A 24,110-nucleotide genomic window follows, 5' to 3' on the forward strand; every position below is an offset into this window, starting at 1 on the left:
AACGAGGGTAATGCAGATCACTCATCACGACAGTCCGCCCGACGACGGCTCCGGCGGCCGCCTCGACGCGGCCCGGCCGACCCTCGCCGCTTACCGGGAAAGACTCACGCCCTCGCTCTGGGCGCTCGTGGCCGCGGCCGTGGTCGCTCCGATGGCGGCGCTCGTCTTCGCCCCCTTCGATGCGACGGTCGCCCTGGTGATCGGGGCGATCGTGGGTGTGGCGGCTGTGACGCTGCTGATCATGCTGTCGCCGCTGATCGCGGTGGGCGACGGGATGCTGCGCGCGGGTCGCGCGCACATCGACGTGTCGCTGCTTGGCGAGCCCGTGCCGCTGACCGCAGAGGCGGCGCGCACCGCACGGGGACCGGGTCTGGACCCGCGAGGGTGGCATCTCATCCGCGGAGGCATCGACGGACTGGTGGTCGTCCCGAACATCGATCCGGATGACCCGGTCGCGACCTGGTCGATCTCCAGCCGCACGCCGGATCGCCTTGCGGCGGCGATCGTGCGGGCGCAGTCGGCGCCCCGATCCTAGGCAGCCTGCTGCGCTGAGGTCCCTACGCGGCGCACTCCTTGCAGATGGGGCCCGCGGCGTCGTCGTGGTCGAGCTGAGAGCGGTGCTTGACGAGGAAGCAGTTCACGCAGGTGAACTCGTCCTCCTGCGCCGGCAGGACGACGACATCCAGTTCGAGGTCGGAGAGATCTGCGCCGGGCAGTTCGAAGCCCGAGGGGTTGTCGGCGTCCTCCACATCCACCGACGCGGACAGCTTGTCGGGAACGCGTTCCTTCAGGGCCTCGATCGACTCGCTGTCGTCCTCGGTCTTGCGGGGTGCGTCGTAATCCGTGGCCATGCCTGAATGTCTCTTCCGTTGCGTATTGTCTGTGGGCCTGCGCGTGTCAGGCGGCGATAGTTTGCATGAAGCGAGGGCATTACGCAAATGCGATGCTGTCGTGCGAGGAGCCAAACTCGCGGCACGCCCGGTGTATTCCCGATGCCCGGGCGTCGCCGTGCGAGCATGGGCGCATACGCATACCGTTCGGAGAGGCGTCAGGCAATGGAACAGCTCACAATCATCGGAACCGAGGACGACACGATCGTCTTGGCGACCGAGTCGGGCGAGCGATTCGCGCTGTCGATCGATGACGTGCTCCGCGCCGAGCTGCGCAAGGCGCGTCAGGAACGCAACGCAGAAGCGCGCACTCCTCGGCCGAGTCCCCGTGAGGTGCAGGCGCACATCCGAGCCGGCCTCTCGGCCGCCGAGGTGGCCGAACTTCTCGGGGCACGGGTCGAGGACGTCGCGCGGTACGAGGGGCCCGTGCTCGCGGAACGCGAGCACATCGTCGGTCAGGCTCTGGCGGTCCCCGTGCTGATGGGCGGCGACCTGGAGCACGACGCGCTCCCGACCTTCGGCGCCGCGATCCGCGCGAAGCTGGCCGAGGCCGGAGCCACGAGCGAGCGATGGACCAGCTGGAAGGAGCAGACGGGCTGGATCGTCAAGGTCGAGTTCGCGGCATCCGATATCGATCACGACGCCCGCTGGGCGTTCGATCCCCGGCGAAGCACCCTGTCTCCCCTGAACGCCGACGCCGTCCAGCTGTCGAGGCAGGGGTCGCTGCCCGAAGGCCTGATCCCCCGGCTCCGCGCTCTGGATCAGGCGCCGCTCAAGGACGACTCCCGCTTCGACAGCGGCGCATTCGGTCCACGGCGCGTCCCCGACACTGAGCACTCCGCCGGATCGGCACAGCCAACCGCCCCTGTGCTCGAGACGGGCGACGCCGGAGAACCGGCCGCCGTCGCGGTGCAGAACGCCGCGATCAAGCGCGCGCCGGACACATCGGTCACGAGTTCCGAGACAGCGGACCTGCTCGAGGCCCTTCGCCGGCGCCGGGGGCAGCGCGAGCCGCTGCCCGGCGCGGAACGGGAGCCCGAGCGGGACCACTCCCCGGTCGCGCTGTTCGACGCGCTGGAGCCGGGCTATGAGGACTTCTCGCGCACCGATCCGAGCCCGAGGCAACCCGAGCCCGCCCGTGGCGAGGCATCCGGTCGCCGCAAGGGCCGCACATCGATGCCGTCCTGGGACGAGATCGTCTTCGGAGCGCGCAGCGACGAGCAGTAGCCCGAGGGCACCGACGAGCAGTAGCCCGAGGGGAGGGCGTCAGGCCGCGAACGCTCCCAGCCTTAGAAGCGGGACGACGGTCTCCTCCGGACTCGTCGAACCGTGCTGGCCGACCATGAGCTGCGGCCGCTTGTCGGTCAGCCGGTCGTCGTAGAAGGCCCACGTCCCGCGCGCCGCCACGAGCACATCGCCGATGCGCGGCAGCACCTCGTCGTCGACGTCGGGTCCGAAGATCCCCGCCGCCACAGCGGCGCTTCGCGTCGCGACATCCGCCGTCGCACCAGACACGGTCTCCCACCGCAGGGCCGCCCCGGCGGCGTCTTCCCCCTCGTCCAGGTAGATGTGCAGCAGCCGCGGCTCGCCGCCGATGTGGGCCACTCCCTCGAGCCGGGGGTCCTCGTCGGTCAGGAGCACGTGGCGGTGACGGGGCACGTCGATCATCCCGTGGTCCGCCGTCACCAGGGCGCCGACACGGTCGGGGATCTTCGCCGCACCGAGCGCGGCGTCGATGCCCTCGAGGGCGGAGACCCACTCATCCGATGCGACGCCGTGCTTGTGGCCGGCCTTGTCGAGCTCCGGGAAGTAGCAGTACACGAGCGTGCCGGGATGGCGGCCGGCGAATTCGAGCGCCACGCTCACCCGCTCCGCCGGCGACTCGGCGGCGACGTACTCGGCGCCGCGGAGGATCGCCCGTGTGAACCCGCTGGCTGCGTATGCCGGCAGTCCGACGGCGAACGAGCGCAGAGCCGCGAACCGCTCGAAGACGGTGGGCACCCGTTGCCAGGTCTCGGGGTCGATTCCCTCGTTCTCCCAGCCGCTGAGCTGGTTGATCAGCACGCCCCTGGTGGGGTCCAGCACGCTGTATCCCATCAGGCCGTGTTGACCGGGCCACTCGCCGGTCAGCAGCGACGTGAGTGCGGCGGCTGTCGTGGATGGGAAGACGCTGCGCCCGACGTCCTTCTTCCCCATCCTCGGGGCCAGCATCCGCGCATGGCCGGCATGCGCGCGAAGCTGCAGCGCGCCGAGTCCGTCGACGACGAAGACGACCGCGGATGTCGCGGGGCGAAGCGGCGATTCTCCACCGGTGAGGGCGGCCACGACATCCGGCAGCACACCGGTGAGGCTCCGGGCGGAGGCGGGCCCGGCGGGTATCATCAGGGACATCGGGGCAAGTCTCGCACAGCGTGCGGCCTTGCCCTGGCTGTCGTTCAAGGCCCTTCCCGCAGAGCGAGGGTCGACCCGCTTGACCGAAGGCACGCATGCCCCGCACCAACCCACCAGCCGAAGACATCGCCGAGCGCATCGAAGACGTCGATGTCTCCGCGGAGATGCAGGGCTCCTTCCTCGAGTACGCGTACTCGGTCATCTACTCCCGTGCGCTGCCCGATGCGCGCGACGGCCTGAAGCCGGTGCAGCGCCGCATCCTCTACCAGATGGCCGATATGGGCCTCCGCCCCGACCGCGGTCACGTGAAGAGTGCTCGCGTCGTCGGCGAGGTCATGGGAAAGCTGCACCCGCATGGCGACGCGCCGATCTACGACGCGCTCGTGCGGCTGGCGCAGCCGTTCTCGCTGCGTGTGCCGCTCGTGGACGGACACGGCAACTTCGGCTCGCTGGATGACGGTCCGGCTGCCGCTCGGTACACGGAGGCGCGGCTGGCTCCGGCCGCGCTCGCGCTGACCGAGAACCTCGACGAGGACGTCGTCGATTTCATCCCCAACTACGACGGCCAGTTCCGGCAGCCGGCCGTGCTCCCCGCCGCCTATCCGAACCTCCTGGTCAACGGCGCGAGCGGCATCGCCGTCGGCATGGCCACCAACATGGCGCCGCACAACCTCATCGAGGTCGTCGCGGCCGCCATCCATCTGCTCGAGAACCCCGACGCCACCGTCGAGGATCTGATGGAATTCGTGCCCGGTCCCGACTTCCCCTCCGGGGGCATCGTGATGGGGCTCGACGGCGTCAAGGACGCGTACACCAAGGGCCGCGGGGCCTTCAAGGTCCGGGGCAAGGTGACCGTCGAGCCGCTCGGCCCCCGCCGCACGGGGCTCGTCATCACCGAGCTGCCGTATCAGGTGGGTCCCGAGCGGGTGATCGAGAAGCTCAAGGATGCCGTGCAGGCCAAGCGCCTCACCGGCATCGCCGACGTCAACGACCTGACCGACCGCAACCACGGCATGCGGCTCGTGATCGGCCTCAAGACCGGCTTCGACCCGCAGGCGGTGCTCGACCAGCTCTACCGGCTGACGCCCCTCGAGGACTCGTTCAACATCAACAATGTGGCGCTCGTCGACGGTCAGCCGCTGACCCTCGGCCTCAAGGAGCTGCTGCGGGTCTACCTCGACCACCGCATCGAGGTCATCACGCGCCGCAGCCGCTTCCGGCTCGCACGGCGGGAAGAGCGTCTGCACCTGATCGAGGGGCTGCTGATCGCGATCCTCGACATCGACGAGGTCATCCAGGTGATCCGCACCTCCGATGACAGCGAGCAGGCCAGGGCGCGCCTCCGGGACGTGTTCGACCTCAGCGAGGTGCAGGCGGAGTACATCCTCGAGCTGCGCCTTCGTCGCCTGACGAAGTTCTCCCGCATCGAGCTCGAGGCCGAGCGCGATGCGCTGAAGGCCGAGATCGCGCAGCTGCAGGAGCTGCTGGGCAGCAGCGCGCTCATCAATCTGCAGGTCGCCAAGGAGCTCGAGGCGGCCGCCGACGCACACGGGACCCCCCGCCGCACCATGCTCATGAACGCGAATCCGGCCGCTCCCCGGCCGACGCGAGGTGCCCCCGCGCCGGATCTGCAGATCGCCGACGCGCCGACCGTCGTCGTGCTCTCCACGACCGGACGCGCCGTCCGGGTGGACCGTCCGGATGGCCAGACGCTCACCACCCCCACGCGCAGGAGCAAGCACGACGCCATCCTCGCAACCGCGGCATCCACCACCCGCGGAGAACTCGGCGCCATCACGACGGCGGGGCGGATCCTGCGCTTCACCCCCGTAGACCTCCCTTCTCTGCCGTCCACCTCGATGCAGCTGGGCGCCGGGGTGCCGCTCAGGGACTACCTGGGCATCACGGACAAGTCCGAGCGCGTGCTGGCTCTGGTGCGCTTCGACGACGACACGCCGGTCGCGCTCGGCACGGCTCAAGGCGTGGTGAAGCGGATCGTCCCCTCGACGCTCCTTCCGCGGCCGGAGCTCGAGATCATCGGCCTCAAACCCGGCGATGCGGTGGTCGGTGCCGCACCCGCCCCCGACGGGGCCGAGCTGGTCTTCGTGACGAGCGACGCCCAGCTCCTGCGTTTCCCGGCGTCCTCGGTCCGCCCCCAGGGCGCGCCGGCGGGCGGCATGGCCGGCATGAACCTCTCCCCGAAGGCCAGCGTCATCCATTTCGGGGCGGTCGAGGGCGAGGATGTCGTGGCGGTGACGATCTCGGGCGCCGACGGGGTGCTTCCTGGGACCGATCCCGGTCGGGTGAAGGTGTCGAAGGTCGAGGAGTTCCCCGCGAAGGGCCGGGCAACGGGTGGGGTGCGAGCGCACGCGTTCCTGCGCGGCGAGGACCGGCTCACCCTGGCCTGGGTCGGACCGGCACCCGCCAGGGCGGTGGGCACGGACGGAGCCACCCGGCAGCTGCCCGAGGCGACTGCCAAGCGGGATGCATCGGGTCAGCCCCTCGACGCTGTCATCGGGTCCATCGGCCGAACGCTCGCCTGACCCGCGGCCGACGCTTCGGCGTTTCCCTCCGGGACGGGGCGCAGAAGCGTCAGGATGTCGCGATGGCGGAGCAGGAAGGTGCGCTCGTCCAGCTTCTTACGGCGGAGCCACCGCGTCACCTCGTCGTTGCCCTTGCTCGCATTGCACGAGCGGCAGGCGGGGACGATGTTCTCGATCGTGTAGCGCCCGCCGCGGGACAGGGCCAGCACGCAGTCGCGCTGCAGCGCGGCGTCCGAGGCTCCGCAGTATGCGCAGCCGCCGCCCCACGCTTCTCTGATCGTCGCCCACTCGGCGGCGGTCAGGTCGTTGTCCGCCGCATCCATCCGCCGCTTGCGGCGCCGGGCGGCCCGTGCGCGCCTGCTCTGACCGACAGCCATGCCGCTGCCGCCTACGCGTCGATCGCCTCGCGCGAGAGGCGGTGCGAGGACTCGACGATGAAGTCGCGGCGGGGGGCGACCTCGTTGCCCATCAGCAGCTCGAACACGCTGCCGGCGACCTCGGCGTCCTGCAGACGCACTCGCCGAAGCATCCGCCCGCTCCGATCCATCGTCGTCGTGGCGAGCTGATCGGCATCCATCTCGCCGAGCCCCTTGTAGCGCTGCACCGGTTCGTGCCATCGTCGGCCCGACTTGGTCACCTTGGCGAGGAGCGCGTGCAGCTCCGGCTCGCTGTAGGTGTAGATCGTCTCGTTCGGCTTGGTGCCGGGGTTCATCACGATGATGCGGTGCAGCGGCGGCACGGCCGCGAACACCCGTCCTGCCTCGACGAGCGGGCGCATGTAGCGGAAGAACAGGGTGAGCAGCAGGGTGCGGATGTGCGCTCCGTCGACGTCGGCGTCGCTCATCAGGATCACCTTGCCGTAGCGAGCGGCCGAGAGGTCGAACGAGCGCCCGGAACCTGCCCCGATCACCTGGATGATCGACGCGCATTCGGCGTTGCTCAGCATGTCGCTGACCGATGCCTTCTGCACGTTGAGGATCTTGCCGCGAATGGGCAGCAGCGCCTGGAACTCGCTGTTGCGCGCGAGCTTGGCCGTGCCGAGGGCCGAGTCGCCCTCCACGATGAAGAGTTCGGACTGCTCGACGTCGGACGAGCGGCAATCCGCGAGCTTCACGGGCAGGGACGACGACTCGAGCGCATTCTTGCGGCGCTGGGTCTCCTTGTGCGCCCGCGCCGAGATGCGGGCCTTCATCTCGGAGACCACCTTGTCCAGCAGCAGCGCCGTCTGGTTCTTGTCGTCGCGCTTGGGCGAGGAGAAGCGCGCGCCCAGCTCCTTGCGCACCACCTGGGTGACGACCTGGCGGACGGCCGGGGTGCCCAGGATCTCCTTGGTCTGGCCCTCGAACTGCGGCTCGGGCAGGCGCACCGTCAGCACGGCGGTGAGGCCCGCCATCACGTCGTCCTTCTCCAATTTGTCGCTTCCGACCTTGAGTCGCCGGGCATTCTGCGCCACCTGATCGCGCAGCACCTTCAGCAGCTCCTGCTCGAAACCCTGCTGGTGCGTGCCGCCCTTGGGGGTGGCGATGATGTTGACGAACGAGCGAGTGGTGGTCTCGTAACCGGTCCCCCAGCGCACCGCGATGTCGACGTGGCACTCGCGCTCGACCTCGGTCGGCACCATCGCCCCCGTCGGCTGCAGCACCGGCACGGTCTCGGTGAACGTTCCGGTTCCGGTCAGTCGCCACGTATCGGTGATCGGCGAGTCGACGGCGAGGAACTCCGCGAACTCGGAGATGCCTCCGTCGAAGCGGAAGGACGTCTCGATGATCTCGTCGGTCGCCGAGCCTCCAGCGGTCCCTGAGCCTGCCTGTGGGCGTGCGTCCTTCACGACGATCTCGAGCCCCGGCACCAGGAAGGCCGTCTGGCGCGCGCGGGTCGAGAGCTCCTCGAACTGGAAGGCGGCGTCCTTGGTGAAGATCTGACGATCGGCCCAATAGCGGATGCGCGTGCCCGTGACGCCCCGGGGCGCCTTGCCGACGACGCGCAGCTCGCTGCGCTCCTCGAACGGGGTGAAGGGCGAGTCGGGCGACTTGTCGCCCTTGTCGGCGAACACTCCCGGCTCTCCGCGGTGGAAGGACATCGCCCAGGTCTTGCCCCCGCGGTCGACCTCGACGTCGAGTCGCTCCGACAGGGCGTTGACCACCGACGCGCCGACGCCGTGAAGACCGCCGGATGCCGCGTACGAGCCACCACCGAACTTGCCGCCTGCGTGCAGTTTGGTGAAGACCACTTCGACGCCCGAGAGTCCCGTTCGGGGCTCGATGTCGACCGGAATGCCGCGGCCCGTGTCGTGGACCTCGACGCTGCCGTCGGCGTGCAGCGTGATGTCGATGCGGTCGCCGTTCCCGGCGAGCGCCTCGTCGACGGCGTTGTCGATGATCTCCCAGACGCAGTGCATGAGACCGCGGGAGTCGGTCGACCCGATGTACATTCCGGGGCGCTTGCGGACCGCCTCGAGTCCCTCCAGGACCTGAAGGTGATGCGCGGAGTACTCGGAGGTCACAATCGGCAAGCCTAGCCGCGGCGGCTCCGGGGCTCCGCTCGACACTCGGCGCTCCGAAAGCTCCGTACGCGCACAGCGAAATACCAGGCGATCGCGGCCTTGCCGAAACATCCGCGTGGTTACATTGAGAGACCCCGCACCAGACCGCGATACGCACCAAGGAGGCACCGCGATGAACACGCTATCGACACCTGCCGAGCCGGCCGCCGCTGTCATGTCGCACCGCCTCACCGCGGCCGACCGCTGCGACTCCTGCGGCGCGCAGGCATACATCGCCGCCGAAGTGAACGGCAGCGAGCTTCTGTTCTGCGCCCACCACGGCCGCAAGTACGAGGACAAGCTCCGCAGCATCGCCACTTCGTGGCACGACGAGACCGCGCGTCTCGCCGAGGTCCTCTGACCTAGACGGCTTCTCTCGGAACGGTCGGCGAGACCCTCACCAGGATCTCCTCGCCGACCGTTCCGATCTTCTCGGCCAGATCTGTGGCTGAAGAGCCCCCGGCGCCGAAGACGACGACCTCGTCGCCGGCCGCGGCGCCCGGCCACCCCTGGACGCGGCTCTCGGTCGGGCCCACTTCCGCGAGCGCTCTGGCGCCTTCTGACGTAGTGACGCGGGCCCGTCCTGCGAGGAGCGATGGCAGTCCGTCCAGGGCTCCGACCGCGATCGTGGCATCGTCGCCGTCGACCCGAATCACTGGGGCCGTCAGCCGCGCGACAGGGCGGATGCCGAGCTGTTCCTCGCTCGGTCCGCCCGCCGAGCGGATGCCGTAGCAGAATGCCCCGACGCGAACGACGTCGTAGCGGAACTCCGGACGCGCGAAGGAGGCCGCGCTGGCGGCGAGATGGCGCACCCCGATCGTGAAGCCTGCCGCCTCCGCAGCGGCCACCGCGGCGTCGAACTGCGCGCGAGACGTGTCGTCCTCCTCGTCGCTCGCCTCCGCGATGTGGCTCCATACCCCGACGACCCGGAGTACCCCGGATCGCTCGTGGGCCATCGCCTGTTCGAGCACGGCGGGCCAATCCTCCGGGCGGATGCCGTTGCGGTGCAGTCCGGTGTCGATCTTCAGGTGCACCCGCGCGACGCCGCCGCGGGCGGCCGCGACCGCGGCGACGTCGTCCAGAAAACCGGCGTCACCGACGCCGAGCTCGATGTCGTCGTCGAGCGCGACCGCGATCTCCCGCCGGCCGACGGTGAGCCACGAGAAGATGCGGGACTCGGGACCGCTGATCGCGCGCGTGATCACCGCGGCGCTCACATCGAAGGCGCCGAACCAGCGCACGCCCTCGGCGACCGCTCGCGCCACGATCGTCTGGATGCCGTGCCCGTAGGCGTCGTCCTTGACGACGAGCATCAGCTCGGCGGGCGAGACCCGTGCGCGGACGGCCGCGATGTTCTCGGCGAACGCGTCGAGGTCGACGCTCAGGCGGGGGCCGGCCGGCGGGGCACTGGCGCCTCCGGAGCTCACGGGACGTACTCCCGAGCGGCGTGCATCCCGACGGCGGCAGCCAGTTCGCCGGCTGACATCCCGGTGCCCGCCACCCATTCGCCGATCGCCGGAGCGCCCGTCGCCGGGTCGCCGAAGAAGGCGACCTCGTCTCCGCGCGCAACACCCGAGTCGCCGACATCCACCACGCACACGTCCATGGCCACACGTCCGACGATCGGATGCCGTCGACCGGCGATCGCGACGCTCGCCACATTGCCCAGCGCGCGGACGATCCCCTGGGCGTAGCCGCCGGTGACCAGGGCGACGGTGGTGTCGCGGGCAGCTCTGTGGGTGTAGCCGTAGGAGACGCCCTCCCCTTTTCGGAGGGCCTTCAGGCTCACCACCCACCCGTGGGCGCTCATCACGGGAGCCGTGGTGTCAGAGAGACCGAAGACGGCGTTCGGGTCGAGCGTCGGCCCCGAGGCGAGCACTCGGCGTCCGTCGACGACATCGGCCAGCGCGAGGGCGGCCCACGGATCGGCCAGCACCGCGGCGGCGCCCGCCTCGACGGCGGAACGCGCGACGAACCGGGCACCGTGGCCCCAGGCATCCGCTCGCACGTCGATCACGCCAGCATCCACGCCGGACAGCACGCGTCGCAGATTGCGCTCGAGAGCGGACCGCGAGAGCCGCACGATCGGCGCACTCCGCTCGGGCGGGCCCGAGGGCGTGGGTCGCCCAGGGTTGCCGGAGATCACGCAACTAGACTATCCGGGTCCCCCGATCCCGACTCCGGAGCACCCATGCCCTCGAAAGGCCTCGGCCTCGCCCCCCGCTTGCGCTACCTTCTCGAGCGGGCGCGACGCATCGACGCCGGCTCGGTGATCGAGCGGGCCAAGGAGGCCTCCGCACAGCACGGCAAGGCCGTTCCGGTGGTCGTCGCCGACATGCTCTGGTCGGCCGCGCGCCACAACGTCGGATTCCAGGACTACATCGACTACGACTTCGCGATCCTGAACCGCGACGAGCGCTCCACGTTTATGACGCATCCCGTGTCGAACCAGATCTCGCAGCGCTACGCGCAGCCGGAGTATCGGCACGTGTTCCACGACAAGATCGAGTTCGACAAGGTCTTCGACGCGTTCCTGCGGCGGGAATGGATGATCGTCGAACCGGGCAACGCCGACCGGTTGCGCGACTTCCTGCAACGCCGGGGCACGGTGGTCGTGAAGACCCCGATGGGCCAGGCGGGCTCGGGCGTCTTCCGCTACCACGCCGCGGATGTCGAGAACTGGAACGAGTTCCACGCCACCCTTCTCGCCCAGGGGCGCCTGCTCGTCGAAGAGGTCATCCAGCAGCACGCAGACCTGGCCGCCGTCTGTCCCGGCACCGTCAACACGACGCGCATCACCGCCTTCTTCGACGGGGACAGGACCCACGTCCTGGCCATCGCGCAGAAGTTCGGGCGAGGCGAGGTGTCGGACCAGATGTCGTTCGGCGGCTTCTACACGATGCTCGACGACGACGGACACGCGGTCGGTCCCGGTTACGACTCCCACGGGCACGTGCACGAGAAGCACCCCGACTCGGGCTTCGTCATCGCGGACTTCCAGCTGCCGATGATGGACGAGGTCCGTGTCTTCATCGATCAGGTGGCGCGCGTCGTGCCACAGGTGCAGTACGTGGGGTGGGATGTCGTCGTCAGCCCGACGGGACCGGTGCTGGTCGAGGGCAACTGGGGCGCCGGAGTGTATGAGAACAAGCCGAGCGTGACCGGCATCCGCACCGGCCACAAGCCCCGCTACCGCGAGGCCATCGGCTTCTGACGAAGCGCGCTCAGATCGCGCGGACGATCCCGAGCGGCGTGGACTGGTGTCCCTGACCGAGCGGGTTGTCGCCGAGGATGGCGACGAGGCGCTTCTCCCCCGCCTTGTCGAGCGTCGACCCGAGGATGTTGCCGCCGAGGTCGTTGATGTCGACGACGGCTACCTCGGCGGTGCCGCCGAGGAGGGTCTTCAGGTGCGCGGCGACCTCACGGGGCTTGTCCGGACCGAGCACGACGGCCTGGTTGTACGGCGGAATCGTGCCGCTCGTCGGGCCGTCGATCGCCCGGGCCTTGTCCCCCGCGATGCGGTAGAAATCGCCCTTGCGGCCGAAGAACTTGGTCACGGCAGACACGGCGGCTGCGAAGAGGATGCGCGGGGCACCGCACTCGCGAAGCGCCATCTCCATGGTCTCGGGCATCCCGAGGCCGATGCCGTAGGGCGTGCGCGTCACGTACTTGGAGAGGAAGAGCGCCAGCTTGCGCGGGCGGATCTCATCGAGCAGGTAGGAGCGGCCCTGGGTGATCGCCACGATCTTCTCGGTCACGAAGAAGGTATCGCCCGGCCGCACCGCCGCCGCCCCGTACTGGGTGACGATCTCATCGAGGTCATCACCGGGCATCACGACGCGGGTGCGCAGGGGGATGCGCGCGTAGCGCGCGCCGTCCACCTGCACCTCGAGCTGTTTTCCTTCGTTGGCCGCGGGAGGCTGTCCTTCCGAGCTCATGCTCGCCGGAGCCTCATGCTCACTCAAGCCTCAACTCACTCGAGGTAGTCGCGCAGCGACTGCGAGCGGCTCGGGTGGCGCAGCTTCGCCATCGTCTTCGACTCGATCTGACGGATGCGCTCGCGCGTCACCCCGAACGTGTCGCCGATCTGGTCGAGCGTCTTGGGCTGGCCATCGCCCAGGCCGAAGCGCATGCGGATGACACCAGCCTCCCGCTCCGACAGCGAGTCCAGGAGCGACTCGAGCTGGCGCTGCAGCATCGTGAAGCCGACGGCATCCGCAGGCACGACCGCCTCGGTGTCCTCGATGAGGTCTCCGAACTCGCTGTCGCCGTCCTCGCCGAGCGGGGTGTGCAGCGAGATGGGCTCGCGGCCGTACTTCTGGACCTCGATGACCTTCTCGGGGGTCATGTCGAGCTCGCGGCTGAGCTCCTCGGGCGTGGGTTCGCGCCCCAGGTCCTGCAGCATCTGACGCTGGACGCGCGCGAGCTTGTTGATGACCTCGACCATGTGGACCGGGATGCGGATCGTGCGCGCCTGGTCGGCCATGGCGCGCGTGATCGCCTGACGGATCCACCACGTCGCGTAGGTCGAGAACTTGAAACCCTTGGTGTAGTCGAACTTCTCCACGGCGCGGATGAGACCGAGGTTGCCCTCCTGGATCAGATCCAGGAACTGCATGCCGCGGCCGGTGTAGCGCTTGGCGAGCGAGACCACGAGGCGCAGGTTGGCACCGAGCAGGTGCGACTTCGCGCGCTGACCATCGCGGGCCACCCACTGCAGGTCGAGGCCCAGCTGGCTGGACTTCTCGGCCGGCGTCATGTGCGAGAGCTTCTCTTCGGCGAACAGACCCGCCTCGATCCGCATCGCGAGCTCGACCTCTTCGGCCGCATTGAGCAGCGGAACCTTGCCGATCTGCTTGAGGTAGTCCTTGACGGGGTCGGCAGTGGCGCCGGTGATCATCGAGGAGTAGACCGGCACATCGTCCTCGTCGGAAGACGAGATGACGATCGCGCCGGTGGGGAGGGGCTCGGTGAAGGCGGGCTTCGTGGACTCCTCGTCCTCGTCGTCCTCCTCGACCGCTTCGGTCTCGGCCTCGGGCTCGGCGACAGCGGCCGCCTTGCGACCGGGCTTCGCGGCGGCGGGCGCCGGAGTCTCCTCGTCGTCCACCTCGACCTCGACGTCGAGATCGACATCGTCGAGCTCCACCTCCACCTCGACGTCGTCATCGAGCTCGACGGCGGCGTCGGCGTCGTCATCCTTGGGCTTGGCCTTGCTCGCGGCGGCCTTCGCGGCCGTCGACTTGGCGGGTGCCTTGGCAGCAGCCTTCTTCGCGGGGGCCTTCGCGGCCGTGGTCTTCTTCGCCGGAACCTCGACGCCGGCGTCGGCCTCGGTGTCCTTCTCTGCGGAGGTCCGCGTGGTCTTCGTAACAGTAGTCACGTTTCGCCTTTCACCGGCTCGCGGACTTCACGCGCCGCCGGTCGTTTTCGGACACTAGTAAGACCCTTGTCAAGTGCGGAGCCCGATCGACCGAAGTGACGAGCCCGTTGACAACGGGTCAGATACACCATTGTACATACGTACCGCAATGGTGGTGACGCGCGGGACACGCGCGTACCCGAGAAAACGCCCGGAAGCGCCGCGCTATTCCGACATCGGCGACGGGTGTGCTCCCCCGCCGCGCTTGTCATCGTCCGGCGACGGCCGCGTGGCGAGGTACCGCTCGAGCTCGGCGGCGAGTTCATCGGCGCTGGGCAGGTCGCCGTCATCCAGGAGCGGCGGGGTCACCACTCCGCCCGTCATCCCGGCCATGTAGGCGTCGTAGCGCTCCTCGAGCCCGCGCACCATGCGACTCAGTTCCTCGTTGCCCTCGACCTGCTCGTCGACCTTCGTGACGTACTCGCGGTTCTCCTCCCGCAGGTCGTCGGCGGTGAAGACGAGGCCGGTCGCGGTCATCACGCGGTCCATCGCGGCGATGGTGGCCCCGGGAAACTCCGTGTCGGCCAGGTAATGGGGAATGAGGAGGACGAAGCCGGCGATGCGGGCGCCCGACTCGGCGAAGCGATACTCGAGCAGGTGCCCGGCCGTGGCGGGGACCTGCGTGTGGGGACGCCACACCGAGTGCGCCGCCGTCAGCTCCTCACGTGTTCCGCTCACCGTGGTGCCGATCGGACGGGTGTGCGGCACGGGCATCGAGATCGCGTGCACCCACGTCACGGTCGCCACGTCGAGCACGGTCGAGAAGCGCAGCACGGTGTCGGCGAACGCATCCCACGCGAAGTCCGGCTCGTAGCCGGCGAGCAGCAGGAACGGCTGGCCGAGCGCGTCGCGCACCAAGGAGAGTTCGAGCCGCGGCGGCTGGTAGTCGGTGAGGTGATCCTCTTCGAAGGCGACGATCGGACGGCGCGCCCGGTAGTCGAGGAGCGCATCGTTGGAGAACACGACGATGGGCTCGGCATCCAGTTCGTCGCGCGTGTAGTCGATGAGCCCGGCGACCGCGCTGCCGGCATCCGTGAAGCCCGTCAGCAGGATGACGAGGGGAAGCCCCGGCGGAACGGCCGGGCCGTTCGCAACACGCTCGTAGAGGTCTCCGATTGGGGGCATGCCTCCATGGTACGAGTCGGTCGGCCGGCAGGGCGTCGCGGTGCTCCCGCTTTCAGCGAACACGGTGAAACCTAGGATGGGGTGCATGTCTCTTCCCGAGCTCGCCCAGAGCAGCGCACCCATTCGAGAATCCGACGCAGATGCCATCCTGCTGGCAGTCCCCTCCTTGGACGGCGAGGACACATCGGCGTTCGGCGAGTGGCCGGGGCTCCACGAGACGCTCACCGCCGTGGGGTTCACCGGCGGACCCAGTGCGTTCGCGCGCGTGCATCTGCCGGACCTGACATCGCTTCCGCTCGCTGTCGTCGGCGCGGGAAAGACGCCGGATGCCGTCTCGATCCGCGACGCGGTCGGTACCGGCATCCGCACCCTCACGGGCTTCGAGACCGTCGCGGTCGGCGTGCTCGGCGCCGTGGATGCCGAGAGCCTGAGCGCCGCGGCGCAGGGCGCGGGCCTCGGCGGGTATGCGTTCGACGGATACAAGAGCGGCGGTGCGAAGAAGCGCGCATCGCGGGTCGTGCTGCACGCCGATCTGCCGCCGAACGCCGTGCTGGCCGCTCAGGCGGACGCCGACGCCGTCGCCCTGGTGAAGGACCTCGTCACGATCCCGGCCGAATGGCTGGGGCCCGACGACTTCGCCCGGCGAGCCGTCGACTCGGTGGCGGATCTCCCCGTCGATGTGCAGGTCTTCGATGAGGCCGCGCTCGCCGATGGCGGATTCGGCGGCATCCTCGGCGTCGGCCAAGGGTCCGACCGCCCGCCGCGTCTCGTGCGACTGGACTACTCCCCCGCGGACGCCGTCCGGCACGTCGCCCTCGTCGGCAAAGGCATCACGTTCGACACCGGGGGGCTCTCGCTGAAGCCCGCGGCATCCATGGTGGGGATGAAGTACGACATGTGCGGCGCGGCCACCGCCCTGGCCGTGCTGCGTGCGGCTGCGACGCGCGGGCTTCCCGTGCACGTGACGGCATGGCTGTGCATCGCCGAGAACATGCCGTCGGGGCGGGCGACGCGACCGGGCGACGTGCTGCGGATGCTCGACGGCACGACCGTAGAGGTGCTGAACACGGATGCCGAGGGCCGGCTCGTGCTGGGCGACGGCCTCGTCGCCGCCAGCCGGGAGCACCCTGATGTGATCATCGACGTCGCGACGCTCACGGGCGCCATCACGATCGCGCTCGGCACGCGCCACGCCGGTGTGATGGGTGAGGGCGGTGCGGTGAAGGAGTACCTGGAGGCCGCGAATCGCACGGGCGAGCTCGCGTGGCACCTGCCCCTGCCCGCTCACATGGTCGATGACCTCGACTCCCCGATCGCCGACCTCGCCAACGCCAAGATCGGCGACCCGGCGGGCGGCTCGCTGTTCGCCGGCCTGTTCCTCCGCCACTTCGTCGGCCGCGTGTCGGACGAGGATGACGCGCCCCGCATCCCCTGGGTGCACCTCGACATCGCCGGCGTGGGGATGAACAAGGGCGGCGGATACGGTTTCACCGACAAGGGGCCGACGGGCGCGACGGTTCGCTCGCTCATCGAGTTCCTCGCGAGCTCAACCGCCGCAGAGAGCTCGTCCGCCACCGAGGGCTCATCCGCCAAACAGGGAGAGGAGTCGCGATGAGCGACCACACGTTCGACATCGTCGTGCTCGGAGGCGGCAGCGGCGGCTACGCGGCGGCCATCCGCGCGTCCGAGCTCGGCAAGTCGGTGGCGCTCATCGAGAAGGACAAGGTGGGAGGCACGTGCCTGCACCGAGGCTGCATACCGACGAAGGCGCTCCTGCATGCGGCGGAGGTCGCCGAGAACGTGCGCGACGCTGCTTCGTTCGGAGTAAGGGCGCAGCTCGATGGCATCGACGTCGAGGGGGTGCGTTCCTACCGCGAGGGCATCGTGGCCAAGAAGTTCAGGGGCCTCGAGAGCCTGCTGAAGGCGCGCGGCGTCACGGTCGTGCCCGGGGAGGGACGACTGGAGAGCGGGCGCTCCGTCCGGGTGGGCGAGGACACCTACACCGGTGCCGACGTCATCCTGGCGACCGGTTCCTACAGCCGCACGCTGCCGGGCCTGGACATCGGCGGCCGGGTCCTCACGAGCGAGGGCGCGCTGGAGCTCACGGAGGTGCCCGGGCACGTCGTCATCCTCGGTGGCGGTGTGATCGGAGTCGAGTTCGCCAGCGTGTGGCGCTCCTTCGGTGCGGAGGTGACGATCATCGAGGCGCTTCCGCACCTCGTGCCCAACGAGGACCTCGCCATGAGCAAGGGGCTGGAGCGCGCATTCCGCAAGCGCGGGATCGCCTACGACCTCGGCGTGCGGTTCCAGGGTGTGACCCAGACCGGCAACGGCGTCACGGTCGCGCTCGAGGACGGGAAGTCCTACGAGGCGGACTATCTGCTCGTGGCGGTCGGTCGCGGCCCTGTGACGAGCGGTCTCGGCTTCGAGGAGGCCGGCGTTGCCCTGGACCGCGGATACGTCACCGTCGATGACTCCCTCCGCACCGGTGTGGACGGCGTGTGGGCGGTCGGCGACATCACGCCCGGCCTGCAGCTGGCGCACCGCGGCTTCCAGCAGGGGATCTTCGTGGCGGAGCAGATCGCGGGACTGAGCCCCGCGCTCGTCCGGGACGTCAACATTCCGAAGGTGACATACTCCAGCCCCGAGGTGGCGTCCGTCGGCCTCAGCGAAGCCCAGGCGATCGATGCGCACGGCGCCGACGGCGTGGTGTCGTACGAGTACAACCTCGCCGGCAACGGCAAGAGCGAGATCATCGGCACGGCCGGGCTCGTCAAGGTCGTGAGGCAGAAGGACGGGCCCATCCTCGGCGTGCATCTGCTGGGCGATCGAGTGGGCGAGCTGATCGCCGAGGGTCAGCTCGCCGTCGGCTGGGAGGCCCATCCCGAGGACATCGCGCCCCTGATCCACGCGCATCCCACCCAGAGCGAAGCGCTCGGCGAGGCGTTCCTCGCCCTAGCCGGAAAGCCGCTGCACGCCCTGTAGACCATCGCCCGCCGCGTGGCAGGGCAACGCTCCATGCGTTGGAGAGCAATGCTTCGCAGGGGCATCACTAAGCTAGAGAAGTCATCGACATCTTGAAGGAGACACCGTCATGAGCACATCCGTGGTCCTCCCCGCTCTCGGCGAGAGCGTGACCGAGGGAACGGTCACCCGCTGGCTGAAGCAGGTGGGAGACACCGTCGAGGCGGACGAAGGCCTGCTCGAGATCTCGACTGACAAGGTCGACACGGAGATCCCCTCTCCGGTCAGCGGCGTGCTCGAGGAGATCCTCGTGCAGGAGGACGAGACCGTCGAGGTCGGTGGCGTGCTCGCGAAGATCGGCGACGGCAGCGGCGCGGGTTCGGATGCCGCAGCGGAGGCGGCCCCGGCCGACTCCACTCCTTCGGAGCCGACGAGCGACCCCGTGGAGGAGCCCGAGGCTTCGTCCGTCGAGAAGCCGATCGAAGCCGACGTCCCGGCATCGGAGACGCCGCAGGAAGCCCCCGCGCCCGAGCCGGCACCCGCCGCCAGTGGCGACAGCACGTCGATCGTGCTGCCCGAGCTCGGTGAGAGCGTCACGGAGGGCACTGTCACCCGCTGGCTGAAGCAGGTCGGCGACACCGTGGAGGTGGACGAGGGTCTGCTCGAGATCTCGACCGACAAGGTCGACACCGAGATCCCCTCCCCCGTCGCCGGAGTGCTCCAGGAGATCGTGGTGCAGGAGGACGAGACGGTCGCCGTCGGTGCCGTGCTCGCCAAGGTGGGCAGCGGTGCGCCGGCCGAGGCCCCAGCGCCGGAAGCACCGACGCAGGAGCAGGCCGCGCCCGCGGCTGAGCCCGCGCCGGCGCCCGCCGAAGAGCCGGCGCCTGCCGAAGAGCCGGCGCCCGCCGAAGAGCCGGCGCCCGCCGCTCCGCAGCCGAGTGCCCCCGCTCCGCAGCAGGCTGCTCCGCAGCAGGCCGCCCCCGAGGCGGCGAAGGCCGAGCGGCCGGAGCCGCCGGCGCCGACGTTCGTGGACGACGCGTCGAGCGACCGCAGCTACGTCACGCCCCTCGTCCGTCGCCTCGCGGCGCAGCAGGGTGTCGATCTCGCCACCGTGCAGGGCACGGGCGTCGGCGGTCGCATCCGCAAGGAAGACGTGCTCAAGGCGGCGGAAGCCGCGTCCGCTCCGGCGGCACAGGCCACTCCCGCGCCGGCCCCGTCCCCCAAGCTCGAGGTCTCACCGCTGCGCGGAACCACCCAGCCCATGTCGCGGCTGCGCAAGGTGATCGCCGAGCGCGCCGTCGCGTCGATGCAGGCGACCGCACAGCTGACCACAGTCGTCGAGGTCGACGTGACCAAGCTGTCGTCGTTCCGCGACCAGGTGAAGAGCGACTTCCAGGCCAAGACCGGCGACAAGCTGTCGTTCCTGCCCTTCTTCGCCGTCGCGGCGGTCGAGGCGCTCCAGGCGTTCCCGATCGTCAACGCGACGGTCGACGGCACCGACATCGTCTACCCCGCCGGCGAGAACATCTCGATCGCCGTCGACACCGAGCGCGGCCTGCTGACGCCCGTCGTGAAGGACGCCGCAGGCAAGAGCCTGGCGCAGTTCGCCCGCGACATCGCCGACCTCGCCGCGCGCACCCGCGACAACAAGCTGAAGCCCGACGAGCTCGCGGGCGGGACGTTCACGCTGACGAACACCGGGTCGCGGGGAGCGCTCTTCGACACACCGATCGTCTTCCTGCCGCAGTCGGCGATCCTCGGGCTCGGCGCCGTGGTCAAGAAGCCCGGCGTCGTGCAGGTCGACGGCAAGGACGCGATCTCGGTGCGCTCGTACGTGTATCTCGCGCTGTCGTACGACCACCGCATCATCGACGGCGCGGATGCCGCACGTTTCCTCGGCGCCGTCAAGACCCGCCTGGAAGCGGCGGACTTCGCGGGCGATCTGGGGATCTGACTCCAGGCCTCACTTGGATGGCTGCTCGGCGACGTCGTACACGTCGCGGAGCAGCCATCCGTCGTCTGTCCGGATGATGACCATCAGCTGCGGCGCCGCGTTGCCTGCGGCGGACTCGACGCGCAGCACAGCGGCGCCGCCATAGTCATCGAGCAGCGTGATCACCCGCTCGCGCGCCGGCAGGTCGATGACGCCGGGACTCACCTGCAGCCCCGTCTGCTCGAGCACGTCGTCGCGGCACGACGTTTCGTCCGCCGATCCGCACGAAGCCCACCGGTCCAGAAGCAGGCCGGCCTCCGCTTCGAGCGGGAGCGCCGGCGTCTCCGCCTCCGGCGCCTCCGCCTCGGGCGTCGCCGGAGTGTCAACAGGGAGCGGTGCTGCGGGCGTCGATGCGTCGGTCGGGAATGGATGGGGTGACGCCGACGAGGAGCCCGGCTCGGCCGCCTTTGCCACCGGATCGTGTCCCCCGTCGGTCGGCCAGAGGGCCCCTGCCAGCACGATCGCGCCGGCCACACCGGCGGCCGCGAGCCAGGGGGCACGCCGGCCACGCCCGAACTTGGCGCGCACCGCTCGCACGACGCCGCCCACCGTCACGGCGACGGCGTCGGCCAGCTCACCGTCGACGTGACGCGCGATGGTGTCCCGCAGCGGACGCGAGAAATCCGCGGTGACGGCGGTGCCGCCGACCGGGCGGAGCGCCGGCGCCTCGAGGTCCCGCACGCGCGCCGCCGGGAAGATCGTGGTCGCGAGGGGCTGAGGCGCGGAGGCGTGAAACAGCTCGCTCTCCAGCCGACTCGCCTCCACCGCTAGCGTCCGCGGGCGATCAAGCGCACTCATCGCCGCCGACACGAGTCGACTGAGGACGCGATCGTCGCATGACGAGACTGCGTCCTCCACGATCCGGCGAGCACCCGCCTCGACATCGGCGCCGGACTCACCGTGCACGAACACCGGCCGCCCGGCATCCGTCAGCCACCAGCTTCCCCGGGGACTCGCCTCGTCTCCGGCCCGGCCCTGGTGAGCCTCCGCGGTTCCGCGGAGGGCGCTGACGACCAGGGTCACCACCTCTCCACCGGACAGCGGCGAAGCGGCGGCGCGCCGCCGTCCCAAGAAGACATCCACTCGCTCAGTGCACCACGGCATCACCGCTACATGGCCGTCTGGTCTGCGTGCGATGTCGTGGGGACCGAGCACGTGCTGCGCGCGATCGAAGGCCCAGCCGGCCCAGGACTCGAGGGCCGCCGCATCCACGAGCAGGACGACCTGGTCGCCGTCGCGCGCAAGAGTTCCCTCCAGAGGCGTCTCGGGTGGGGACACCGTGCGGATGATGCGGTACGCATCGGTGAGAGGCGCATCGGCGACAGGGGCGGGAGGGGACGTAGGCGGTGGCACGGTCTCAGTGTTCTCGGCCGCGCGGCGGCATCGAGCCGGCGAGACGCATTCTGTGCAGCCTCGCGCCTCCGGTTCGCCTGGGGAGGAATCGGCTCGGCCGACAACGCTCTGAAGGTACTCTTGACGCATGGCAGCACGCAGTCCCGAGCCCGAGAAGCGCCCCGGCTTCTTCAAGCAGATCAGCTCTCTCTTCCGCTTCACGCGGGAGGCGTACCGGTGGCTCCCGTGGCTCCTGATCGGCATCGTGCTGGTGGCCGTCGGCGTCGGCGTGCTCATCGGCTTCCTGATCCCGCCGCTCGTGTGGTGGAGCGTGCTGCTGTGGGGCATCACCGGCCTGATGGCGGGCATCCTCGCCGCTCTCATGACGATGACACGGCTCTCGACGAAGGCCATGTACCGCAAGATCGACGGGATGCCGGGGGCCGCCGGACACGTGCTGTCCACGAGCCTCGGCCGCAACTGGCAGACGAGCGACATGCCCGTGGCCGTCAACCCGAAAACGCAGGAAGCCGTCTACCGTGCCGTGGGCCGCGGAGGCGTCGTCCTCGTCGGCGAGGGTGCGCGCGGCCGCCTCACGCGTCTCGTGAACGAGGAGCGCCAGAAGGTGCAGCGGGTCGCGCAGGGCGTTCCCGTCACGGTGCTCTACCTCGGTCACGGCGACGGCGATGTGAAGATCGACGACCTCTCGAAGACGATCAAGGCGCTCCCGAAGAAGATCGACAAGAGCACCATGGCCGCCGTCATCCGCCGGATCGACTCGGTCTCGCAGTCGCTGTCTTCCCTCCCCATTCCGAAGGGAATCGACCCCACCAAGGTGCGGGCCCAGCGTCCTCGCTGATCATCTGGGTAAGCGCCTCGCTGATCGATCGGGCCGGCGCCCTCGCTGATCAGCCCCGGCGCACCAGCAGCGTGCCGGCCGCCTTGTCGTGCAGGCCGCGCTGATCCGGGTCCCAGATGACGGCCGGGATGACCAGCACGAGCAGCGCGGTGCGCACCAGCGGGCGCCAGAGGCCGACCCAGCCTCCACGCATGGCGGCCACCCGCAGTCCGACCAGGCGATGCCCTGGGCTGCCGCCCAGCGTGGGGATGAAGACCACCTGGACGAGAGCGAAGATCGTGAGCGTCGCCAGCGAGTCATACGCGAAGAAGGCAACCGAGATCAGAACGGCGGCCGTCCAGTCGATCGCCAGGGCCGCGAGTCGGCGGCCGACACGGGCGATGCTTCCCGGCCCGGTGGCCGGCAGGCCGAGGCGCTGCCCGGGGTAGGTGCTCTGCGGGGCGGATGACGTCATGCTCCTCAGCGTAACCAGGCACGCGTAACACGGCCGAAACGTGGGAGATACCGTCGGGCAACGCCCTGTCGGTAGGTTCGAATCGACCCGCTACGGGTGGGTCGTCCTTCCCGATGCCCTACCTCTGGAGTTCCATGTTCCGCGATTCATCCGAGGTGCTGACCTTCATCAAGGAGAACGACGTCAAGTTCCTTGACATCCGTTTCACCGATCTCCCTGGCGTTCAGCAGCACTTCAACATCCCTGCGTCGACCGTCGACGAAGAGTTCTTCACGGTCGGTCAGCTGTTCGACGGCTCCTCCATCCGGGGCTTCGCGAACATCCACGAGTCCGACATGCAGCTGATTCCGGACGTGACGACGGCGTACGTCGACCCCTTCCGCGAGCACAAGACGCTCATCATGGTGTTCGACATCTACAACCCGCGCAACGGCGAGATCTACTCGAAGGATCCGCGTCAGGTCGCCAAGAAGGCGGAGAAGTACCTCGCCTCGACCGGCATCGCCGACACCGCGTTCTTCGCGCCCGAGGCCGAGTTCTACATCTTCGACGACGTGCGCTACTCCGTCACGCAGAACCAGAGCTTCTACTCCGTGGACTCCGAAGAGGGCGCCTGGAACACCGGTCGCGAGGAGGAGGGCGGAAACCTCGCCAACAAGACTCCCTACAAGGGCGGCTACTTCCCGGTCAGCCCGGTCGACAAGCAGGCCGACCTTCGTGACGACATCAGCCTCAAGCTCATCGAGGCGGGACTCATCCTCGAGCGCGCGCACCACGAGGTGGGCACCGGCGGCCAGGCCGAGATCAACTACCGCTTCGACACCATGGTGCACGCGGCCGATGACATCCTGAAGTTCAAGTACATCGTCAAGAACACGTCGCTCGAGTGGGGCAAGGTCGCGACGTTCATGCCCAAGCCGCTCTTCGGCGACAACGGCTCCGGCATGCACACGCACCAGTCGCTGTGGCTCGACGGCAAGCCCCTCTTCTACGACGAGGCCGGCTACGGCGGACTCTCGGATGTCGCTCGCTGGTACATCGGCGGCCTGCTGGCGCACGCGCCCGCCGTGCTCGCATTCACGAACCCGACGCTGAACAGCTACCACCGCCTGGTCAAGGGCTTCGAGGCCCCGGTCAACCTGGTGTACTCGGCCGGCAACCGCTCCGCGGCCATCCGCATCCCCATCACGGGCACCAACCCCAAGGCCAAGCGCATCGAGTTCCGCGCTCCCGACGCCTCGGGCAACCCCTACCTGGCCTTCGCCGCGCAGCTCATGGCCGGTCTCGATGGCATCAAGAACCGCATCGAGCCGCACGAGCCCGTGGACAAGGACCTGTACGAGCTTCCCCCCGAGGAGGCGAAGAACATCCCTCAGGTCCCGAACTCCCTGCAGGACTCGCTCGACGCCCTCGCGGCCGACCACCAGTTCCTCCTCGAGGGCGGCGTGTTCACGCAGGAGCTCATCGACACGTGGATCGAGTACAAGGTCGAGAACGAGATCAAGCCGCTCGCTCAGCGCCCGCACCCCTTCGAGTACGAGCTGTACTTCGGGGTCTGACGCACGACGCACGAAGAGGGCCGCGGGCGACCGTGGCCCTCT

21 protein-coding genes are annotated in these 24,110 nt (G+C 69.4%); 10 read left to right on the forward strand and 11 right to left on the reverse strand.

Annotated features, from left to right (window positions below):
- The first annotated feature begins 10 nt into the window (after positions 1-10).
- On the forward strand, positions 11-535 hold the full coding sequence (locus ACPW96_RS11135) for a DUF3093 domain-containing protein (protein ID WP_425818397.1): 525 nt from the start codon (positions 11-13) through the stop codon (positions 533-535).
- 22 nt (positions 536-557) lie between these two features.
- Here ACPW96_RS11135 and ACPW96_RS11140 read toward each other — a convergent pair whose 3' ends face one another.
- Positions 558-851: a DUF4193 domain-containing protein gene (locus tag ACPW96_RS11140; protein ID WP_425818399.1), complete on the reverse strand. Its 294-nt coding sequence runs from the start codon at positions 849-851 to the stop codon at positions 558-560.
- Between the two features lie 204 nt (positions 852-1,055).
- Between ACPW96_RS11140 and sepH the strand changes: the two genes are divergently transcribed.
- Positions 1,056-2,117 (forward strand): septation protein SepH, encoded by a 1,062-nt coding sequence (gene sepH, locus ACPW96_RS11145; RefSeq protein ID WP_425883161.1) that lies wholly within the window; start codon positions 1,056-1,058, stop codon positions 2,115-2,117.
- 39 nt (positions 2,118-2,156) lie between these two features.
- On the opposite strand, the gene ACPW96_RS11150 is transcribed toward sepH, so the two are convergent.
- Positions 2,157-3,281 carry an alkaline phosphatase family protein gene (locus tag ACPW96_RS11150; RefSeq protein ID WP_425883163.1) on the reverse strand — a complete coding sequence of 375 codons (1,125 nt, stop codon included), beginning with the start codon at positions 3,279-3,281 and terminating at the stop codon, positions 2,157-2,159.
- Between the two features lie 95 nt (positions 3,282-3,376).
- Here ACPW96_RS11150 and ACPW96_RS11155 point away from each other — a divergent pair, with 95 nt between their 5' ends.
- Complete coding sequence (locus ACPW96_RS11155; RefSeq protein WP_425883164.1) at positions 3,377-5,824, forward strand: DNA gyrase/topoisomerase IV subunit A; 2,448 nt, start codon at positions 3,377-3,379, stop codon at positions 5,822-5,824.
- On the opposite strand, the gene ACPW96_RS11160 is transcribed toward ACPW96_RS11155, so the two are convergent.
- Complete coding sequence (locus tag ACPW96_RS11160) at positions 5,776-6,201, reverse strand: HNH endonuclease (protein WP_425818407.1); 426 nt, start codon at positions 6,199-6,201, stop codon at positions 5,776-5,778. The two genes, ACPW96_RS11155 and ACPW96_RS11160, sit on opposite strands and share 49 nt — an antisense overlap.
- 11 nt (positions 6,202-6,212) lie before the next feature.
- Positions 6,213-8,327, reverse strand: coding sequence for a DNA gyrase/topoisomerase IV subunit B (locus ACPW96_RS11165; RefSeq protein WP_425883166.1), 2,115 nt, complete (start codon positions 8,325-8,327; stop codon positions 6,213-6,215).
- Positions 8,328-8,499: 172 nt separating this feature from the next.
- On the opposite strand from ACPW96_RS11165, the gene ACPW96_RS11170 reads away from it, so the two are divergent.
- Entirely contained in the window at positions 8,500-8,727 is a 228-nt protein-coding gene (locus ACPW96_RS11170) for a DUF7455 domain-containing protein (protein WP_425818409.1), read from the forward strand.
- Position 8,728: 1 nt separating this feature from the next.
- Here ACPW96_RS11170 and ACPW96_RS11175 read toward each other — a convergent pair whose 3' ends face one another.
- Both ACPW96_RS11175 and ACPW96_RS11180 read right to left on the reverse strand, forming a co-directional pair.
- Positions 8,729-9,793, reverse strand: coding sequence for an alanine racemase (locus ACPW96_RS11175; protein WP_425883168.1), 1,065 nt, complete (start codon positions 9,791-9,793; stop codon positions 8,729-8,731).
- Positions 9,790-10,512, reverse strand: a complete 723-nt coding sequence (locus ACPW96_RS11180) for an alanine racemase C-terminal domain-containing protein (protein ID WP_425883170.1) — start codon at positions 10,510-10,512, stop codon at positions 9,790-9,792. The genes ACPW96_RS11175 and ACPW96_RS11180 overlap by 4 nt, the downstream gene beginning before the upstream one ends.
- 45 nt (positions 10,513-10,557) lie before the next feature.
- Here ACPW96_RS11180 and ACPW96_RS11185 point away from each other — a divergent pair, with 45 nt between their 5' ends.
- On the forward strand, positions 10,558-11,580 hold the full coding sequence (locus ACPW96_RS11185) for a sugar-transfer associated ATP-grasp domain-containing protein (RefSeq protein ID WP_425883172.1): 1,023 nt from the start codon (positions 10,558-10,560) through the stop codon (positions 11,578-11,580).
- Positions 11,581-11,590: 10 nt separating this feature from the next.
- Here ACPW96_RS11185 and ACPW96_RS11190 read toward each other — a convergent pair whose 3' ends face one another.
- From ACPW96_RS11190 to ACPW96_RS11200, 3 genes are all read right to left on the reverse strand, one after another.
- Positions 11,591-12,304 carry a coenzyme F420-0:L-glutamate ligase gene (locus tag ACPW96_RS11190; RefSeq protein ID WP_425883174.1) on the reverse strand — a complete coding sequence of 238 codons (714 nt, stop codon included), beginning with the start codon at positions 12,302-12,304 and terminating at the stop codon, positions 11,591-11,593.
- Positions 12,305-12,339: 35 nt separating this feature from the next.
- On the reverse strand, positions 12,340-13,743 hold the full coding sequence (locus ACPW96_RS11195; RefSeq protein WP_425883176.1) for an RNA polymerase sigma factor: 1,404 nt from the start codon (positions 13,741-13,743) through the stop codon (positions 12,340-12,342).
- A 204-nt stretch (positions 13,744-13,947) separates the two neighbouring features.
- Positions 13,948-14,907, reverse strand: coding sequence for a proteasome assembly chaperone family protein (locus tag ACPW96_RS11200; protein WP_425818421.1), 960 nt, complete (start codon positions 14,905-14,907; stop codon positions 13,948-13,950).
- Positions 14,908-14,992: 85 nt separating this feature from the next.
- On the opposite strand from ACPW96_RS11200, the gene ACPW96_RS11205 reads away from it, so the two are divergent.
- The 3 genes from ACPW96_RS11205 to sucB all read left to right on the forward strand — a co-directional run bounded on the left by ACPW96_RS11205 (position 14,993) and on the right by sucB (position 19,825).
- Positions 14,993-16,522, forward strand: coding sequence for a leucyl aminopeptidase (locus ACPW96_RS11205; protein WP_425883177.1), 1,530 nt, complete (start codon positions 14,993-14,995; stop codon positions 16,520-16,522).
- Positions 16,519-17,892, forward strand: a complete 1,374-nt coding sequence (gene lpdA, locus ACPW96_RS11210) for a dihydrolipoyl dehydrogenase (protein ID WP_425883179.1) — start codon at positions 16,519-16,521, stop codon at positions 17,890-17,892. The genes ACPW96_RS11205 and lpdA overlap by 4 nt, the downstream gene beginning before the upstream one ends.
- Before the next feature lie 109 nt (positions 17,893-18,001).
- Entirely contained in the window at positions 18,002-19,825 is a 1,824-nt protein-coding gene (gene sucB / locus ACPW96_RS11215) for a 2-oxoglutarate dehydrogenase, E2 component, dihydrolipoamide succinyltransferase (RefSeq protein ID WP_425883181.1), read from the forward strand.
- A 9-nt stretch (positions 19,826-19,834) separates the two neighbouring features.
- On the opposite strand, the gene ACPW96_RS11220 is transcribed toward sucB, so the two are convergent.
- A complete protein-coding gene (locus ACPW96_RS11220) occupies positions 19,835-21,217 on the reverse strand; it encodes a hypothetical protein (protein ID WP_425883183.1) in 1,383 nt (460 codons plus the stop codon).
- Positions 21,218-21,344: 127 nt separating this feature from the next.
- Between ACPW96_RS11220 and ACPW96_RS11225 the strand changes: the two genes are divergently transcribed.
- On the forward strand, positions 21,345-22,055 hold the full coding sequence (locus ACPW96_RS11225) for a DUF4191 family protein (protein WP_425883185.1): 711 nt from the start codon (positions 21,345-21,347) through the stop codon (positions 22,053-22,055).
- A gap of 49 nt (positions 22,056-22,104) precedes the next feature.
- Here ACPW96_RS11225 and ACPW96_RS11230 read toward each other — a convergent pair whose 3' ends face one another.
- Positions 22,105-22,509 (reverse strand): RDD family protein, encoded by a 405-nt coding sequence (locus ACPW96_RS11230; protein WP_425818433.1) that lies wholly within the window; start codon positions 22,507-22,509, stop codon positions 22,105-22,107.
- Positions 22,510-22,643: 134 nt separating this feature from the next.
- Between ACPW96_RS11230 and glnA the strand changes: the two genes are divergently transcribed.
- Positions 22,644-24,068 (forward strand): type I glutamate--ammonia ligase, encoded by a 1,425-nt coding sequence (gene glnA / locus ACPW96_RS11235; RefSeq protein ID WP_425818435.1) that lies wholly within the window; start codon positions 22,644-22,646, stop codon positions 24,066-24,068.
- Positions 24,069-24,110 lie beyond the last annotated feature (42 nt).

This window comes from Micromonospora sp. DT81.3, assembly GCF_049847225.1.
Taxonomy (GTDB): Bacteria; Actinomycetota; Actinomycetes; order Actinomycetales; family Microbacteriaceae; genus Microbacterium.